The organism is Nonlabens sp. (genome assembly GCF_965657255.1).
In the GTDB taxonomy this organism is placed as follows: Bacteria; Bacteroidota; Bacteroidia; order Flavobacteriales; family Flavobacteriaceae; genus Nonlabens.
In genome coordinates this window covers 1-15,191 of sequence record NZ_CBFHNM010000009.1, presented here as the reverse complement: position 1 = coordinate 15,191, position 15,191 = coordinate 1, and the positions used below count along the sequence as shown (strand labels likewise).

Below are 15,191 nucleotides of genomic sequence, written 5' to 3'. Positions count from 1 at the left end.
TTACTACCTAGACTTCAGCTTTCATATAACTTGCTATATAAACCAAAGCAAATGAAAACTTCAATAATAGTTCAAAATTTAAAATGTGGTGGTTGTGCAAATACCATTACCTCAAAACTATCTCAATTAGAGAATATAACAGACATAGTTGTAGATGCTGATGCATCTACCGTTTCGTTTTCAGCCATCGGTCCAGATGAGGCATTAACCGTAAAAGAAAGATTAAAAACACTTGGTTACCCATCGATTGAAGATGAAAATGGCATGCTTTCAAAAGCAAAATCCTTTGTAAGCTGCGCTACGGGAAAGATGAAGTAATGGAGAAAATTATTCTCTCCTTAACAGATAAACTCGCAATAGACAGAACCAGGCTTGCTAATGAAAGAACTTTTCTTGCATATTTTAGAACCTTTATCGTTTTCTTGAGCTCTGGTTTTGCCATTCTTAAACTTGATATGTTGATTGAAATTAGATGGATAGGTATTATGCTTATTATCATAGCTCCTCTTCTATTCTTAATTGGTTTCATAAGATTTTTATATGTGAAGAGAAACATTAGAAAATACTATATCACTTAATAATTAAGCTCAATTAGACCTAATAATTAGTTCATGAAAATTTATACCATAATACCAGTTGCCATCTTAATGCTTGTACTAGCAAGTTGTCAGGACACAAAAAAGAACGACTACTCAAATCAGTCAGAAGTAAAGAAAACAGGTACTTACACCGCAACTAACCATCCTGGTAAAAAACTGATGGAAGCTAAATGCTACTTGTGTCATAACCCAACTGCTGATCACGATAATAGAATTGCTCCACCTATGGTAGCTGTAAAGTCCCATTACAAGACTGACGATATTACTAAAGAGGAATTTGCAAATGCTATCTGGCACTTTGTAGAAAAACCTACCAAAGAAAAATCTAAAATGCGTGGTGCAGTACGTCGTTTTAATTTGATGCCATATCAACCTTTTGAAAAAGCAGACATCAAGCAGATTTCAGATTATATGTATGATTTTAAAATTGACGAACCAGAATGGTTTAAAGATCATATTGAAGAAGAAAGTAAAGGTAAATTACAATACCGTAATGATGGAAAAGATGTAGATGGTACTGATAATGTTGATACTGGTAATGCTTACGCGAAAGCGGAATCAAAAACCCATACTGAGATAGGAATGGAATATGCTTTTAGTACGAAAAAAGAACTAGGCAAAAACTTGATGGGAACCATTCAGAAAAAAGGAACTTTAGAAGCAGTGAAATTTTGCAATAAACAAGCCTATCCTATTACAGATAGTATGGCAGTAGCGCAAAATGCATCGATAAGACGAGTTTCTGATAAACCACGTAACGTAGAGAATCAAGCAAACGCTAAAGAATTGGGCATTATAGAAAAGTTTAAAAAAGCCATTGCAAATAATGAAAAATATGAACCTGTAACAACAATTGAAGATGGTACGGTAAAATTTTATGCCCCTATAACTACTAACTCCATGTGTTTGCAATGTCATGGTAGTCCAAATAAAAACATAGAGCCATCAGTGTTTACTGCAATCACATCTCTTTATCCTGAGGATAAAGCAACAGGCTATGGTATTAACGAAGTACGTGGTATCTGGAGTATTACCTATAAGCAATAAAATGAAGCAATTATTTATTGTTGTATTTATAGCAATATCCATTTTTAATGTTACTGCGCAAGATAAAGAGACTCATTATAGTAGTTGGAATACCTTTGATATTCATAAAAAACTGAATAAGAAGTGGGCTATTAATACAGAGTTTAACTTAAGACGTACTAATTTTTTGAAAAATTGGGAACAATTCATAATAAGACCCTTTTTACATTACACTTTTGAAAATGATCTGGATATTGCTATAGGGTACAGTTATATTAAAAACTATAACTATTCAAATTACAGCACTCCAATAGATTTTATCGAGAATAATATATTCCAACAACTCACTATCAAACATAAATTCTCAAAATTTTCATTTGATCATCGTTTGCGTTTTGAAGAACGTTTCCAGCAAAATATTGTAGAGATAGAGCCTAACGAGTTCGTGACAAATGGTATCAAAAACAGAAATAGATTTCGATATAAATTTCAAATAAGCGTGCCATTAAAATCATTTTCAAATCATCGTGTTTTAAACTTGGTCTTTTACGACGAGGCACATTTGGATTTTGGTAATGGGTTGAGGCCAGAAAAGCTAGATCAAAACTGGATGTTTTTGGGTTTTAGTTTTCGCGCAAGCGAGCATATTAAAATACGCTCTGGGTATCATGATATCTATGCAAAAAGAAGCAATCTGTTTATTAATAATCAAATTTGGGAAACTACCATAACTTATAAAATTTAGAATGAAAAAGCTTCAACTCACTTTAATGCTAATTCTAACGACTGGATTTTTTATAAATGCGCAAGAACACACTAAAGAAGATCATGATGGAAGTGGTTTTAGAATTGCTGGTATTATAGGTCACACGCTTATTAATACAGAAGGTGTTGATAATGTGTTTGTGCCATCTTGGGGTCTCGATGTAGAATACTGGTTCAACCACAAATGGGGTTTAGGACTACATAATGATGTCGAGATCGAGACTTTTATCATTCTTGATGAGGATAATATGGAGATAGAAAGAGTCAATCCGTTGGTGCTTACTCTTGATGCTTTATATCAATTTGGCGGTGGTTTTGTTTTAACCGTCGGTCCTGGTGTTGAATTAGAAAAAGAAGAATCTTTTTATCTTATGAGGTTAGGAATTGAATATGAAAAAGATATTACAAATTCACTTTACCTATTACCTACGTTATTTTTAGATCAGCGATTTGACGGTTACAATACTTGGAATCTAGGTTTAGGCATTGGGCTTAAACTTTAATAATCTAAATAAATTGATAAATCAATGAAAACAATTGGACTTATAGGTGGCACATCTTGGCACTCTACTATTGAATATTATCGATTAATTAATGTTCTGGTAGGCAAAGAAATAGGCTCACAAGGAAATCCTGAACTTATCATTTATAGCATTAACATTGAATTGATGCGGGAACAAAACAAAGAAAAAATTTATTCTAAATACTTAGAAGTCTCACAAAAATTAGAACACGCTGGAGCAAAGGCGATTGTTATATGTGCAAACACGCCGCATATGGTTTATAATTATGTACAGCCTAAAATCAACATTCCTATATTACACATTGCAGATGCTACAGGAAAAAAGGCAAAGAAAAAAGGTTTAAATAAATTAGGTCTTTTAGGTAATAGGCCTACCATGACAGGGGATTTTATACCCAATATTTTACAAGTTAATTATGATATACAAACGTTTATACCAGAAATAAAACATATAAACGTAGCTCATAACCATGTATCAAAGGAACTTACTCAAGGCCATTTTACCAGTGAGGCAAAACAGTTTTTTATCCAACAAATAGAATTATTAGTCCAAAAAGGTGCAGATGGAATAATTTTAGGTTGTACAGAACTTCCTTTGCTGGTAACACAGGAAGAGGTTAACATACCCTTACTTGCTACAACAGAACTACATGCACAAATGGCCGTTGATTTTATTCTTTCTTAATCAATACGTTTTAAGTCTTACGCATGACTAATGTAGTCATCGCTCTTATATCTTGAACGTTTGTAGTTTTAATAGGATCAATAAGCTCAAAAGAGTATTTTTCTATTAAACTTTTTATAATTGCCCTAGTGATGAAAAAGGTTCCTTCTCTATTGGTCTGACTTTCTTTTAAATAAGGCTTATGACCGTCTAGCCCAATATTTGATGCAACTCTTATAAATAGAGATCCTCCTGTTTTTAAAACTCTTGAAAGTTCTGAGAACATTTTATAAAAGTGAGTTTCATCGTTTGAAAAGTGTAGTACCGCACTACAAAGCACATGATTAAATGATTCATCCTTGTAGGGTAATTGTTCTAAATTGCTAACTTGAAATTGAGAAGCGGCTTTAGGATAAAGTATTTTGGCATTTTGCAATCTATCTACATCAGTGTCAATTCCAGAAATATCAAATCCATTTAAATAAAACCATTTTAAGTTTCTTCCTTCTCCGCAACCAGCATCCAGTATTTTATCATTTTTCAGATAACGTTCTTTCATTATTTGATCTATAATATAAATATCGGTATTTCCTACAAGTTGGGTTAATGTCTCCTGTTTCACTGACTATAAATTAAATTTCTAGTAATGATATCATTATAATTCTCAAACTTATGTAACCTGAGTTACATAATCCCACAAAATGTACCATTATATTTATCAAATTAATAAATCAAATTCAAGAAATGGCATCGCACTATCAAATCTTAATAATAGGTGGAGGAACTGCAGGTATAATGACAGCAGCACAACTTTTACAAAAAAAGAAAACGAGCAGTATTGCAATAATAGAACCAGCTGATACGCATTATTACCAGCCTGCGTGGACTTTAGTAGGTGCTGGTGCTTATGATTACGATAAAACAGGAAAGCCAATGGCCGAAGTTATTCCTGAAGGTACCCAATGGATAAAGGATAAAGCAACTGGTTTTGATGCCATAAATAACACCGTTCATACTTCTATAAATGGAGATATCACCTATGATTATTTAGTCGTTGCTCCTGGACTGGCTTATGATTTTAGTTTAGTACCAGGTCTAGGAGAGGCAATGGATAAAGGTGTTGTTTGTAGTAATTATACAGATCCTAAACATACATGGGATGTCATTAAAAACTTTAAAGGTGGTACTGCCCTATTTACGCAACCTGCTACACCTATTAAATGTGGTGGTGCACCTCAAAAAATTATGTATCTCGCAGAAAGCCATTGGGCAAAAAGCAATACAAAATCAAATACCAATGTCATTTTTGCAACGGCGGGAACTGTTATTTTTGGTACAAAAGAAATAGCAGAAACCTTGATGGAAGTTGTTGATCGTAAAGACATCAACTTAAGATTTAACCATAAACTTGTAGAAGTAGATGGAGCTAATAAAATTGCATGGTATGAACTCACTAAAGATATTCAAGCTGGAGGCTGTGTAATAATGTCTGGTGATGATGATGGTAAATACCTAGATGAAACTTTCCAGTACAATTATAAAGATGTGAAGGTCACTAAAAAAGATGGACGTTACGGTATTCATTACGATATGTTACATACCGCACCACCATCAGTAGCACCTAAATTTATTCAAGAATCTGACCTTGTAAACGATGCTGGTTGGGTAGATGTAGATATCAACACCTTGCAACATAAAAAATATACAAATATTTTTTCACTGGGCGATGTAGCTGCATTACCTACTGCAAAGACTGGAGCAGCCATTCGTAAAGAAGTACCAGTGGTGGTAGATAATATCAGTAAACTAATTCAACAAAACAAGATAGGTTCAATGTTGTATAAAGGTTACTCGTCTTGTCCACTTGTAACAGATTATGGCAAGATGGTTCTTGCCGAATTTGACTATACTGGAAAGTTTACACCAGATCCAAAATTAAAATATCTATTAATCTCAAATAGTGCCAAAGAGCACTGGAGATTGTGGATGCTCAAGAAATTTGGTTTACCATACTTATACTGGAATAAAATGATGAAGGGACAAGACGTGTAATTTTTAATTTTAATGATGTTAGAAGGTAAAGCGTATTGCTTTGCCTTTTTTCATTATTACACTTTTGAATTCATAAATTCTTTCGATAATTCTTTAAGTTAGAAAAGAAGAGCTGTACTTTAAAAAAAAGATGTCTATTTATTTTTAATCTTTTTTAGTTTTGCTTTTTTAAATATATTTTTTGTCTAGACTTTTTGTAATTCTGTTTTTAACTTGCTCCTCTATTCTTTATGCGCAAAATGTCGTGTATGATCATTTGTTCAATACCGATCAATTACCGACTGCAATTTATTATGATATAGTAGAAGACTACAATTATAATATATGGTTAGCGAGTGGTAATGGATTAGTTAAATATGATGGTGATCAATTCATTACTTATACTAATGAAAAGCAACGAGCAATTACGGTATTTAATCTTACACTTGATCAAGATGGAATCTTATGGTGTAATAATCTCTATGGTCAGATATTTTATGTAAAAGATGATCAATTACAATTGTTCTACGACGCTCGTGACCTTACTGGTGGCCAGTTGTCGCCTTTTCAAGTTAAAGAGGCATCAGTACAATTATTTACACGCAATAATGGTATATTCAGTATTAATAGAAAAAGTAAGGTAGTTGAAAAAATATCATCTAAGCTTACATTGAGTGCCACCACAAGTTCTGGTGCAACTCAATTACTTTCGCTCAATCCACCTCAAGATGACTTCAGTATTGATCTGATTGACAACGAAACAGTAACGTCAATCACCAGCATCGACTTAAGCAATGTAATTGCTCCCATGATTACTAGGTTTCAAGAAGAATTATTGATTCACTACATGCTTAATAATGAAAATAAGATTATTCACATAGACGCGCAGAATAGGAAAACCCCTTTAAAGGTTCCTCAAGAATTAAGGACTAATCGTATTTATAATATAAAGGTAATTAATGATCAATTATGGTTTTGTACTAACGATGGAGTCTGGCGATATACTTTAAAAAAGGACATATTAATTAATCCGTTGCATTTATTGAAATCACAATCAATCTCTAGTATAATGAAGGATTTTAATGGCAACCTATGGGCTACATCTTTGGATAACGGATTGTTTATTGTATCAGACATCAACAAACGACGCTTTACCATAGAAAACCCAAAGGAAAAAGTGACGGCTAGTTATCCATTAGGTTCTAATAAAATGGTAATAGGTACTAGTTTAGGTGGAATATATATCTATGAGCATCCTTCAAGCTTTACTAAGAAGTATCAATTAAAAGATTCAAATTTTATCGAGTATTTATACTATGATACTCAATATAAAAAACTAATCATAAGCGGTATAGGAAACGATTCTTACACCTTAGATCTAAATAACGGACAGCTTGTTGAACATGACTTATTCTACAACAGCGCAAAAAGTATAACACGGCTTAATGATACTCTTTTATTCTACGGTAATTTTAAAGAGGCACTTTTTTATAAAAATTCATACGATAAATCTCAGGCTTACACGATAAGGCAGCAACGCGTTAAAGAGGCGCTCGTCATCGATAATAATCGCATCATTATTTCATTTATAGACGGGACTTATATGTATGATGCCAGGCATAATACACTTATAGAATTAACTCATAAAAACGCTTCCATTTATTCTAATTCATTAACAATAAAGCAGGAAGAATTATGGATAGCGACTAAATCAGGTACTTTCTTAATTTGTGAGAAAGATGATTTAGGGTCTCGCTTTCGCGAAAGCGTAATTACACAATCACCCATCAATGAAAGCACTATTTTCAACAATATACAGGCTGATGGTTCTTATCTATGGATGTTATCTAACGGTAACCTGACACAATATGATCCTGAGCATGATAAATTGAAAGTGATATCTAATGGTAATTCATTTAGTGAGGTGGTAAATGATTACATCATCACTGATGAAGATGTCATCACCTTCTCTTCAAAATCGATTTATCGCATCCCTAAAAACATTTTAGATAAAAGAAATCGTACGGCACCTATTAACATTACTGATGTTAAGTTGAAGGAAATGAGCTTGCTAATTTCTAAAAAACTAGTGATTAGATAGATTAATATTGATTTAGTAAATTTTAAATGTCCAAAGAGCAGCTGTAATGGTTGCTCTTTTTTATTTACAATAATTGAACGATAATCGCTCAAGTCTTCCTATAAATAAGATCTGTTTTGTTAGAATTTTGTGAAATCCAACGTTATGTAACCTGTGTTACCGACGCTAACTTTTACATAGCGTAAATTTATAACATATTAATAAAACAATAAATTTTAACTATTATGAATAACGAAAATGAATTACAAGAAAACGTAGTATCTATGCCTAGAATAGGTGATACTGCACCAGATTTTGAAGCTGTTACTACTAAAGGAAACATTAAAATGTCTGAATTTGCAAAAGACAAATGGACAGTTATGTTTTCGCATCCAGCAGATTTTACACCAGTTTGTACCACAGAAATGAGTGGTTTTGCTGAAAGAAAAGCTGAGTTTGATGCACTTAATACAGAGTTATTAGGTTTAAGTATAGATAGTATTCACGCACATTTAGGTTGGGTACAAAACGTAAGAGAAAACACAGGCGTTTACTTTGACTTCCCAATTATCGCAGACATTGACATGAAGGTATCAAAACTTTATGGAATGCTACAACCTAATGAAAGTGAGACCGCTGCAGTAAGAGCCGTATTCTTCATTGATCCTTCAAAAAAAATAAGACTTATCATGTATTATCCACTTAACGTTGGTCGTAACATGGATGAAATTTTAAGAGCTCTTGATGCGTTACAAATGTCTGATAAGCATAAAGTAGCAATGCCATTAGATTGGAAAAGAGGTGATCAAGCGATCTGTCCACCACCTAAGTCATTAGATGCTTTAAATGATAGACTAGCAGATGATTCTGTAGAAAAAATTACGTGGTACTTAGCAAAAAAAGATATATAAATAAAATCAGGGCTTTATGTACTTTTACTAAAGCCCTTTTTTAATTATTAAATATAGCATTATGAAAAATATGAACAATATAGGATTAGACATTGAGGCTTCTCAAAACACAGCAGTCCAGCTTAACGATCTTCTTGCAAACTATCAATTATTCTACATGAACCTAAGAGGTTTTCACTGGAATATAAAAGGAAAGAAATTCTTTGAACTTCATCTTAAGTTTGAAGAACTTTATAACGATGCCTTAATCAAGGTTGATGAAATTGCTGAGCGTGTTCTAACCTTAAGCGCAACACCTTTGCATGCTTTTAATGCATACTTAGATGCGTCAGAGATAAAATCTGCAGAAAACGTGACAGATGGTGAAGTAGCTATCAATAGTATCTTAGAATCGTTAAAGATTCTTTTAAGCAAAGAGAGAGCTATATTATCAATTGCCGGCGATGCAAACGATGAAGGAACGGTCGCTCTGATGAGTGACTATATTGTACAACAAGAGAAACTTGTATGGATGTTGTCTGCTTACCAAGACTAATATAATTTATGAAACAATACCCAGCAGACTTTTGGAATGAACGCTATGCCGAAAAAGAATATGTCTATGGCACACAACCCAATGTGTTTTTCAAAGAACAATTAGACCAGTTAGCGGCAGGAAAGGTACTCCTACCTGCCGAAGGTGAAGGCCGTAATGCGGTGTATGCGGCGTTGCAAGGTTGGGATGTTGTTGCCTTTGATATAAGTACAAGTGGTAAGGAGAAATTCATGCAATTGTCAGAAAAACAAAAGGTTAACGTAGATTATCAAATTACTAGCGTGCTAAACTTTAAAACTGATATCCAATTTAATGCAATAGGATTTTGTTACGCCCATTTTCCTATAGAAATAAGAAAAGAAGCATTTCAACATCTCTTAAAGTTCTTAAAGCTTAATGGGAAAGTTATTTTTGAAGCTTTCGCGAAAGCGCAATTAGGAAAACCTTCTGGAGGACCTAAAAATATCGAGATGTTATTTTCTATTGAAGAAATAGAGACCGAATTTGCTGGATTAAAATTTGAGCAATTAAGAGAAGAAACCATCACATTATCTGAAGGTAACTACCATAAAGGCGAAGCAGAAGTGATACGATTTGTAGGTATCAAGCAATAAAAAAAAGCCCTTTTGAAACTATCAAAAGGGCTTGTAATGTTAAAGCAAATCATTAAAAATCAAACTTTGCAAACACCGAGAAGTTTCTTCCTGGATCATTGATCGGTACACGACCAAAATCTGCTTGATTAGTAAATGAAAAGTTCAAGTGGTTGTTATAGGTTTCATCAAAAACGTTTAAAACGGCCAATCCTAACTGTACATTTTTATAAGGTTTTATACCTAATCTCAAATCCAAAGTCTCATAACCAGCGGTTTCCTGCTCTCTAAAACTTGTTGAAATCTGGTCTTGTCGAGAAGTAATCGTATAATCTAAACTTGCCCATACTTTTTCTTTTTCAAAACCGAAACCTAAGCGCGTTGTTAAAGGTGGCGTTAGTGGCAGTGATTCATCAAGGTCTTCATTTCTCGCATATACATAAGCCATTGCTGCATTAAAATTGAAGTGTTTTGCAAAATCTATGGCAGCTTCAGCCTCAAAACCTGTTTTGTAGGCATCGTCTATATTAATAAAACGCTTTACCTCTTGAGGTTGTGCATTGGGCATAAATTTGCGGTCTAGCGTTGGGTCAACCACAGCTACGATGTAGTTTTCATATAATGAATAATAGCCAGAAATGCTATAGCGTAGCGCATCAATCCCTTTAGTGAAGGCTTTTCTTCCCTTAAAACCTATTTCAAACTGATTATTCACCTCAGCATCTAAATTAGGGTTCCCGACATATTCAAATGGGTCTTGACCTACAGAAAAGTGATTGATATAGCGCTCTATCATATTTGCAGACCGCACGCCACGACCATAAGCTATTTCCAATTTATTATTTCCTGAAAGTCTGTGCTTCATGGAAACCGTTGCAGAGACATTGTGTTCATCACGTTGTCCTAAATCAGTATATAATTCTTGAAAATCGGCTTCGGGATCTTGTATATCTGAAATTACCAGATCATAACGAACACCTGCCGTAAGAATCGTTTTATTAGAAAGAGCATACTTATTTTCAGCAAAAAGCCCGTAGTCATTTATATAAGAATCCTGCCAAACTTTGTCTTGAAACACCATAGGTTGTGGTAAGAGGTCGCCCATCATATTGCGCTTTACGGTACGTGTTCTCCCGCCATCACGGGCAATAAGTAAAGCATCGATTCCACCATATGAAATCCATTTTTCTGTGGGTTTCATTTTGAACTCTACTTTTCCACCAGCCGTTGTGGCATCTATGGTAGATAAAGCTTCAGTCATCATAGAAGAAGGTCGTCTTGCGTTAGACATAATATGATCTACATAAGAATAATAAGCTTTGGCATTAATTTCTTCTATAAAATCGCCCACGTCAGAAATTTTATAATCTAATGATAAAATGGAGCTGTTATCCTCATCAGTATCCATAGGTAGTCCAGCATGTAATACATCTCTTCCATAAGACTGTCGCCAGTGTGCCTGGATTCTTTGATTGTCTTTAATATTGTAGCCTAATCTCAAGCCATAATCAAGACTTCTGAAGGCGCTAGGAATTTCAGTTCCATCACCATCTTCATAGTTTCCAAAATCACGATAACCAGCGGTAGCTGTAACATCGTACTTGTCTGTGATTTGATGCAGTTTTAAGGAAGAGACTAATGCATTTCCATTAGTTTCATAACCGCTGCTTATGCTGCCGTGAAAACCGTTATCCATAGCGCTAGGTTTTTGAGTTACGAGGTTTATAACTCCTCCAAAAGTAGCACCGTATCTTACCGTATAAGGTCCTTTTATAACTTCTATACGTTCAATATCTTCTGGAACTACGTGCGTCGTTATTGGATCCATTCTGTTTGGGCAGGCGTGCATTGCCTTTGTACCACTATCAAACAGAATATTGAGTTGCTCATATTGTGAGGCTCTAAAAGATGGATCGATGGCATAGTTTCCACGTTTGATGAGTGAAAATCCATTGAAATCATTGAATAAATCAGCAACGTTTTTGGGTTGAACCACTTTTTTAACTAAATCTGTTTTTACCTTGGTGAGAACCGGATCTGTAGTTCCTTGTCCAGTAACGATTACGGTATTTAAATTAATAGGTTTTGTTGTTGTAGTATCTTTTTTTACAGTTTCCTGTGCTACTATTGATACAGGAATAAATGCGTATAATAACGCAAATTTTATTATTTTCATTTGTGAATTTTCAAAATTGAACATCAATCGTCTTGAGAAAACTAAAATGAGTTTTCTCTTTTTAAATTATATATGAAAATTATACCTGTGGAGGATGAAAAATAGTATTGGTAATGTCTTTAGGGAAAGTTGTGAGGTAGTAAAAGTTTTTATCTAGTGAAATAGTAGTAATTAATAAATCATCAAAAATAATCGCTGGATTAAAAAAGAACCAGGACTCCCATTCCAGTAAAGGTAATGTTTGGTCGTTTTGACCAGACGCATCTTTACTTATTTTACTTAAATAGCATTTACCATCACATTTTAACTGAGGTCTGTCTTTATTTTCACACAATTGCTCAATAAAACTATCCACATCTAGTGTATACCACGTATAAACTATGGTGACTTTAAGACTATTACTTAACAACAAAAGGGATAATATGATTAAGCTACATAACTTCACAAAACAAAATTAAGGCATAATATTTTCTAATAAACTGATAAAAACCATTTTCAAAATTGATTTATTTGTTACGCTTTCGCAAAAGCGATTTTATGAAAATATCCAGACTTGAAAGTCAGAAATTATTACAAAAGTATTTTAAAATGATAACGCCTAATGCAACTAAAGTTACACAAATCAAAAGTCATAGAAAGTATAATTATGTAACCTGTGTTACCCGATAACTTAGTTAGTACGTTTAAATTTGCTGATAAAATTCCCAGAAACTATGGATACAGAAATTCTTGCTAGAATCCAGTTTGCTTTTACTATTGCCTTTCACTACATCTACCCACCTTTAAGTATAGGGATAGGGTTGATAATGGTGTTTTTTGAAGGGATGTATTTGAAAACTGGAAATAAACATTACGAGGTGTTAACTCGTTTTTGGTTAAAAATATTTGCCATCACATTCGGTATCGGAGTAGCCACTGGAATTATAATGGAGTTTGAATTTGGGACAAATTGGTCCGTGTATTCCAGATATGTAGGAGACATTTTTGGGAGCGCACTTGCTGCTGAAGGTTTGTTTGCATTTGGATTAGAAAGCGCCTTTCTCGGGATTCTACTCTTTGGCTGGAATAGAGTGTCACCTAAGGTGCATTTCATCTCAACCATAGGTGTGTTTTTAGGCTCGATGTTTTCGGCGGTATGGATTGTAGTAGCAAATAGCTGGCAACAAACGCCAGCTGGATATCACATTGTAGGAGAAGGTTTTAATGCTCGCGCAGAAGTAACTGATTTCTGGGAAATGGTTTTTAATCCATCTAGTGTCGATAGAATCATACACGTATGGCAAGGCGCTTTTCTTGCTGGTGCCTTTTTAGTATTGAGTGTACACGCGTATTATTTACTTAAAGGAAGATATGTTGAAATTTCTAAAAAAGCTTTTAAAGTCGCATTAGGTCTTGCTACAATTATTTCATTGACACAGCTATTTTCTGGGCACAGATCTGCCGAAATTGTAGCAGAACATCAACCTGCAAAACTAGCAGCTATGGAAGGACATTATGAAGAGTCCGCAGCAGCAGATTTGTACTTATTTGGATGGGTAGACAATGAGACACAAGAAGTTACAGGAGTTAAATTACCAGGTGGTTTATCTTTCTTACTACATCAAGATTTTGATACACCAGTAACCGGTTTAAATGCATTTGCAAAAGAAGATAGACCAGGACAAGTAAATGCTGTATTCCAATTTTATCACATTATGATCTCTATAGGTATGCTTCTTATAGGACTGACCATATATGCTAGTTTCTTGTGGTGGAGAGGCACACTGTTTGACAAAAAGTGGCTTTTAAAGATATTTGCATTCTCGGTATTGCTGCCTCAAATAGCAAATCAAGTAGGATGGTTCTCTGCAGAAATGGGAAGACAACCATGGATAGTTTACGGTCATTTAAGAACAGACGAAGGGTTTTCTCAAGAAGTTTCTTCTAACCAGATTCTATTCTCGTTGATATTATTTCTAGTTGTTTACACCATTTTATTTTTACTATTCATTTACTCTGTAAATAAGAAAATAAAACATGGTCCTTATGATGAGGCAAAGCATCCAGATGAATTTTTAAAATACGTTTAATAGATGGAATATTTTTTAGGTATAGATTATCCAACACTTTGGTTTCTAGTAGTCGGTTTATTATTCTCAGGCTATGCCATTTTAGAAGGTTTTGATTATGGTGCTGGCGCTTGGCATTTATTTTTCAAAAAAGATATGAGCAGGCGTATTGCGATTAATGCTATCGGCCCTTTGTGGGATGCAAATCAAGTATGGTTAGTGATAGGTGGTGGCGCATTATTTGCTGGTTTCCCAGTGATGTATGCAACGATGTTGTCGTCTATGTACGTACCATTTATGCTATTTCTAATGTTGTTAGTACTACGCTCTGCAGCTATAAAATTTAGAAGTGCAGAAGAAATGTTGTGGTGGCGTAAGGCTTGGGATATTACCTATTTCATATCTAATGTCTTAATCTCGTTCTTGCTAGGTGTTGTGGTTGCAAACATTTTACAAGGCATCGCTATTGGAGAAAATTTAAGCTATAAAGGCGGTATGTTTTTCTCTTTCTTAAATCCATACGCGATTATGGTAGGTTTTACCACAGTATCCCTATTTATGACGCAAGGTGCTATCTTCCTACTGTTAAAAACTGAAGGTCGTTTGCACGCTAGACTAACGTTTTTACTTAAAAAAGGAATGATTTTCTTTATCGTAAGTTTTGCTGCAACATCCTTATACACACTCGTATTTTTACCTGGAGTGACAGATAGATTTAAAGAGTACCCTATACTGTTTATAATTCCTGTTTTGGCCTTTCTAGCAGTTGCAAATGTGCCTCGATTAGTATCAAAGAAAAGTTATGGAACAGCTCTAATTTTTTCCTCATTAACGATGGCATTTTTATTAATGCTGGTAGCAGTACAACTATATCCTGTATTGTTACCTTCTACTATTGATCCAGAATATAGTGTTACTATTTACAACGCAGCATCATCACAAAAGTCACTAGGTATTATGTTAACCATTGTATGTATAGGTGCACCGCTTTTAGCCGGATATTTTTTATTCTTGTATAAAACTTTTCATGGTAAAGTGAAACTAGATGATACGAGTTATTAATTTACTTTTCTTTTTTCTTATTCAATTTGAAAGCTAGCCATATAAAGCCTATTAGAAAATGTAAAATTATAATGAAAGCAACTATATAAATTGTAGTATTTGTGTAGGCTTCCACAAAAATAGGACACTTTAAAATTAGACAAAAAGTTTTTATTTAGTTGTTCTTTGATGAAGAAGT

General features: G+C 34.0%; 16 protein-coding genes. 13 read left to right on the top strand and 3 right to left on the bottom strand.

The window, feature by feature from the left end; translation table 11 throughout:
- The first annotated feature begins 51 nt into the window (after positions 1–51).
- From ACTF54_RS10670 to ACTF54_RS10645, 6 genes are read left to right on the top strand one after another with little or no spacing between them, the layout of a single operon-like run.
- Positions 52–318 carry a heavy-metal-associated domain-containing protein gene (locus ACTF54_RS10670; RefSeq protein ID WP_347196725.1) on the top strand — a complete coding sequence of 89 codons (267 nt, stop codon included), beginning with the start codon at positions 52–54 and terminating at the stop codon, positions 316–318.
- A complete protein-coding gene (locus ACTF54_RS10665; RefSeq protein ID WP_347196724.1) occupies positions 318–578 on the top strand; it encodes a YidH family protein in 261 nt (86 codons plus the stop codon). Before ACTF54_RS10670 ends, ACTF54_RS10665 begins: the two co-directional genes overlap by 1 nt.
- A gap of 33 nt (positions 579–611) precedes the next feature.
- Positions 612–1,646, top strand: coding sequence for a Tll0287-like domain-containing protein (locus ACTF54_RS10660; protein ID WP_438969322.1), 1,035 nt, complete (start codon positions 612–614; stop codon positions 1,644–1,646).
- Positions 1,597–2,370 (top strand): DUF2490 domain-containing protein, encoded by a 774-nt coding sequence (locus tag ACTF54_RS10655; protein WP_438969321.1) that lies wholly within the window; start codon positions 1,597–1,599, stop codon positions 2,368–2,370. The genes ACTF54_RS10660 and ACTF54_RS10655 overlap by 50 nt, the downstream gene beginning before the upstream one ends.
- 1 nt (position 2,371) lies before the next feature.
- On the top strand, positions 2,372–2,893 hold the full coding sequence (locus ACTF54_RS10650) for a hypothetical protein (protein ID WP_347196721.1): 522 nt from the start codon (positions 2,372–2,374) through the stop codon (positions 2,891–2,893).
- 24 nt (positions 2,894–2,917) lie between these two features.
- Complete coding sequence (locus ACTF54_RS10645; RefSeq protein ID WP_438969320.1) at positions 2,918–3,598, top strand: aspartate/glutamate racemase family protein; 681 nt, start codon at positions 2,918–2,920, stop codon at positions 3,596–3,598.
- A 10-nt stretch (positions 3,599–3,608) separates the two neighbouring features.
- Here ACTF54_RS10645 and ACTF54_RS10640 read toward each other — a convergent pair whose 3' ends face one another.
- Positions 3,609–4,199: a class I SAM-dependent methyltransferase gene (locus tag ACTF54_RS10640; protein WP_347196719.1), complete on the bottom strand. Its 591-nt coding sequence runs from the start codon at positions 4,197–4,199 to the stop codon at positions 3,609–3,611.
- A 122-nt stretch (positions 4,200–4,321) separates the two neighbouring features.
- On the opposite strand from ACTF54_RS10640, the gene ACTF54_RS10635 reads away from it, so the two are divergent.
- The 5 genes from ACTF54_RS10635 to ACTF54_RS10615 all read left to right on the top strand — a co-directional run bounded on the left by ACTF54_RS10635 (position 4,322) and on the right by ACTF54_RS10615 (position 9,748).
- A complete protein-coding gene (locus tag ACTF54_RS10635) occupies positions 4,322–5,629 on the top strand; it encodes an NAD(P)/FAD-dependent oxidoreductase (protein WP_438969319.1) in 1,308 nt (435 codons plus the stop codon).
- Between the two features lie 181 nt (positions 5,630–5,810).
- On the top strand, positions 5,811–7,709 hold the full coding sequence (locus ACTF54_RS10630) for a hypothetical protein (protein ID WP_438969318.1): 1,899 nt from the start codon (positions 5,811–5,813) through the stop codon (positions 7,707–7,709).
- Positions 7,710–7,933: 224 nt separating this feature from the next.
- Positions 7,934–8,599: a peroxiredoxin gene (locus tag ACTF54_RS10625; RefSeq protein WP_347196715.1), complete on the top strand. Its 666-nt coding sequence runs from the start codon at positions 7,934–7,936 to the stop codon at positions 8,597–8,599.
- A 61-nt stretch (positions 8,600–8,660) separates the two neighbouring features.
- Positions 8,661–9,134 (top strand): Dps family protein, encoded by a 474-nt coding sequence (locus tag ACTF54_RS10620; protein WP_438969317.1) that lies wholly within the window; start codon positions 8,661–8,663, stop codon positions 9,132–9,134.
- Between the two features lie 8 nt (positions 9,135–9,142).
- Entirely contained in the window at positions 9,143–9,748 is a 606-nt protein-coding gene (locus ACTF54_RS10615; RefSeq protein WP_347196713.1) for a class I SAM-dependent methyltransferase, read from the top strand.
- Between the two features lie 52 nt (positions 9,749–9,800).
- Here ACTF54_RS10615 and ACTF54_RS10610 read toward each other — a convergent pair whose 3' ends face one another.
- Positions 9,801–11,903, bottom strand: coding sequence for a TonB-dependent receptor domain-containing protein (locus tag ACTF54_RS10610; RefSeq protein ID WP_438969316.1), 2,103 nt, complete (start codon positions 11,901–11,903; stop codon positions 9,801–9,803).
- A 79-nt stretch (positions 11,904–11,982) separates the two neighbouring features.
- On the bottom strand, positions 11,983–12,348 hold the full coding sequence (locus ACTF54_RS10605) for a hypothetical protein (RefSeq protein ID WP_347196711.1): 366 nt from the start codon (positions 12,346–12,348) through the stop codon (positions 11,983–11,985).
- A 268-nt stretch (positions 12,349–12,616) separates the two neighbouring features.
- Between ACTF54_RS10605 and ACTF54_RS10600 the strand changes: the two genes are divergently transcribed.
- Together ACTF54_RS10600 and cydB are read left to right on the top strand one after the other, a co-directional pair.
- A complete protein-coding gene (locus ACTF54_RS10600) occupies positions 12,617–13,972 on the top strand; it encodes a cytochrome ubiquinol oxidase subunit I (RefSeq protein ID WP_347196710.1) in 1,356 nt (451 codons plus the stop codon).
- Positions 13,973–13,975: 3 nt separating this feature from the next.
- Positions 13,976–15,013 carry a cytochrome d ubiquinol oxidase subunit II gene (gene cydB / locus ACTF54_RS10595; RefSeq protein ID WP_347196709.1) on the top strand — a complete coding sequence of 346 codons (1,038 nt, stop codon included), beginning with the start codon at positions 13,976–13,978 and terminating at the stop codon, positions 15,011–15,013.
- Positions 15,014–15,191 lie beyond the last annotated feature (178 nt).